This is a genomic window from Streptomyces sp. (genome assembly GCF_031178505.1).
In the GTDB taxonomy this organism is placed as follows: domain Bacteria; phylum Actinomycetota; class Actinomycetes; order Streptomycetales; family Streptomycetaceae; genus Streptomyces; species Streptomyces gulbargensis.
In genome coordinates, this window is sequence record NZ_JAPSIW010000822.1 from 1 (window position 1) to 2,978 (window position 2,978).

The window sequence follows — 2,978 nt, forward strand, 5'->3', positions numbered from 1 at the left end:
CTGGTCCCGGGCGACCCGGGCCGGGTGCCGGCGGGCATGAAGGTGACGGAAGTCGCGGACATGGGCGAGGCCCTGCGGGTCCTGCCCCGCAGCCGCCGCGCGAAGACGGCGGAGGACGCCCCGGTGGGCTGACGGCACGGCCGCGGCCCGGGTGGGACGGCGGGACCGGCAGGGGGCGGGCGCGGGGCCGGCAGAGGGCCGGCACCGGCGGGACGGCACCGGCGGGACGGCGCGCCGGGCACCGGACCGGTGGGACGACGCCAGGACCCGCGGGACGGCCGCACCGGGGCGCCGGGACCGGCGGGACTGCGCACCGGGCGCCGGGACCGGCGGGAGGACGGCGCCGGTGGGGGACCGGCCCCGCGCGCCCCGGTGGCACGGGGGTGGGGACGGGGCCGGGCAGGCAGCCCCGGGGCGCTCCGGGCCCGGCGCGCCGAAGGGCGGAAATCCTCGCCGGCCCCGGCCCGCGGGGCCGTCGCGGCCCGGCGCGGCGGGGGGCCGGGACCCGTTGGCGAACCCGGCGCGGGGCGGTGTCGCTAGACTTTGCCCTGGTCTCGCCCATCCGTACGAGCCGGAGGAGTGCAGTGGCAGCCAAGGACGGGGCAGCAGCTCCCGGAAAGTCCGGCGCGGGCTCCGGCAACGAAGCGCTGATGCGCGCGGCCCTGAGCGCGGTCGCGCCCGGCACCGCCCTGCGTGACGGCCTGGAGCGGATCCTGCGCGGAAGCACCGGCGGGCTCATCGTGCTCGGCCTCGACAAGACGGTCGACTCGATGTGCACGGGCGGCTTCGTCCTCGACGTCGAGTTCACCGCGACCCGCCTGCGCGAGCTGTGCAAGCTCGACGGCGCGCTCGTCCTGGACAAGGACATCACGAAGATCCACCGGGCAGGTGTGCAGCTCGTTCCGGACGCCTCCATCCATACGGAGGAGACCGGCACCCGGCACCGCACCGCCGACCGGGTCTCCAAGCAGTGCAACTTCCCCGTGGTCTCCGTCTCCCAGTCGATGCGGCTCATCGCGCTGTACGTGAACGGCGAGCGCCGCGTCCTGGAGGAGTCGGCGGCGATCCTCTCCCGCGCCAACCAGGCCCTCGCAACCCTGGAGCGGTACAAGCTGCGGCTCGACGAGGTGGCCGGGACGCTCTCCGCCCTGGAGATCGAGGACCTGGTGACGGTCCGGGACGTGACGGCCGTCGCCCAGCGCCTGGAGATGGTGCGCCGGATCGCCACCGAGATCGCGGAGTACGTGGTCGAGCTCGGCACCGACGGCCGGCTGCTCTCGCTCCAGCTGGACGAGCTGATCGCGGGCGTGGAGCCGGAGCGGGAGCTGGTGATCCGCGACTACGTGCCGGAGCCCACCGCCAAGCGTTCCCGTACGGTCGCGGAGGCGCTGACCGAACTGGACGCGCTCTCCCACGCGGAGCTGCTCGAACTGCCCACGGTGGCACGGGCCCTCGGCTACAGCGGCTCGCCCGAGACCCTGGACTCGGCCGTCTCGCCGCGCGGTTACCGGCTCCTCGCCAAGGTGCCGCGGCTGCCGGGCGCGATCATCGAGCGGCTCGTGGAGCACTTCGGCGGCCTGCAGAAGCTGCTCGCCGCCAGCGTGGACGACCTCCAGACCGTCGACGGCGTCGGCGAGGCCCGTGCGCGCAGCGTGCGCGAGGGCCTCTCCCGGCTGGCCGAGTCCTCCATCCTGGAGCGGTACGTCTGACCGGCACGGCGGCCGGTACGGCCCGGCGCGCCGGCGGTGGGCGTCCGGCCGTCAGTCCTTGGCGAGCGTGAACGAGGCGGGCAGCACCTTGGCGCCCGGCATCGTCGCCTCCACCAGGTACGTCCCGGGTCCCGCCTGACCGGCCGGGGCGGTGGCGCAGCGCGGCGCGCTCCGCTCGCGGTTCCACTCCACGGTGTGGGTGACGGTGGAGTGCGCGGGCAGGCTCAGCAGGAGCGGGCCACCGGGACGCGGGCAGTCGTCGGAGGACCAGACCTCCTCGTCCCGTGCGTCACTGATCGTCAGAACCGCGCTGCGCGGCCCGAAATCGGCCTTGCACGCGGTGTCCGAGGTGTTGGTGGCGACCAGCTGGAAGCGGGGCTTCTCCCCCTGCTCGTACGTGACCTTGACACTGCGCAGCGTCAACTTCAGCGCCCCGGAAGGACAGTTCGGGAGCGGCGAATCGGCCGGAACCCGCTGTCCCGCGCCGATGCCCGCGCCACCGGCACCGCCCGCGCCGCCGGCGCCGTCGGTGTCACCGTTCTTGCCGCCGTTCCCGGTGCCGCCCTCGGTCCCGGCCGCGCCCGCGTCCGTCCCCGTACCGGCGCCCGTCCCCGTACCACCGTCACCGCCGGCCGAGGAGCCTCCGCCCGTACCGGAGCCGGGCCCCGAACCGGAACCGGATCCCGCCCCGGAACCGGATCCCGACCCGGAATCCTCCGACTCCTCGCGGCCGCCCGGCTGTTGGCTGATCGCCGGGCCGGAGCCGGACGGCCCCGGGGTGATCGACGGGGCGGGCGAAGCACCGTTGGCCGAGTCGTTCGCCTTCCTGCCGCCGCCGTCACCGGAGGTGACGACCCATACGGCGAGCAGGGCGAGCAGGACGATCAGGCACAGCGCGACCGCCCTCCGTCGCCAGTAGATGGTGGAGGGAAGCGGCCCGACCGGATTGCGCAAAGATCCCACGCCCCGAACCTTACGAGAGATCGGGCCCAACTCCCGCCCCACCCGCCGCTGGAAGCACCAAGTTTTGCCGATGATCACATCCGTGGGGAGGGGGAACTTCCGCCCGGAGCACCGGAAATCGGCGCCCCCCACTTTCGTCAGGGGTCGTTCTGGCCGTTGGCCCGGGGCGGAGCACTCGAGATTCCGGTTAGCGTCATGCACCATGGACAACCTCCTCGACCTCTCCGACCGGCTGTATCTCGACGTCGCCGACTTCGCCCACTCCACCCCGCACTGGTTCCAGTGGCTCGCGGAGGTGTGGACGGA

General features: G+C 74.3%; 2 protein-coding genes. One reads left to right on the forward strand and one right to left on the reverse strand.

The window, feature by feature from the left end; genetic code table 11:
• The first annotated feature begins 584 nt into the window (after positions 1-584).
• Positions 585-1,709 (forward strand): DNA integrity scanning diadenylate cyclase DisA, encoded by a 1,125-nt coding sequence (gene disA, locus RIF68_RS32905; RefSeq protein WP_309055066.1) that lies wholly within the window; start codon positions 585-587, stop codon positions 1,707-1,709.
• A gap of 51 nt (positions 1,710-1,760) precedes the next feature.
• On the opposite strand, the gene RIF68_RS32910 is transcribed toward disA, so the two are convergent.
• Entirely contained in the window at positions 1,761-2,672 is a 912-nt protein-coding gene (locus RIF68_RS32910) for a hypothetical protein (RefSeq protein ID WP_309055067.1), read from the reverse strand.
• Positions 2,673-2,978 lie beyond the last annotated feature (306 nt).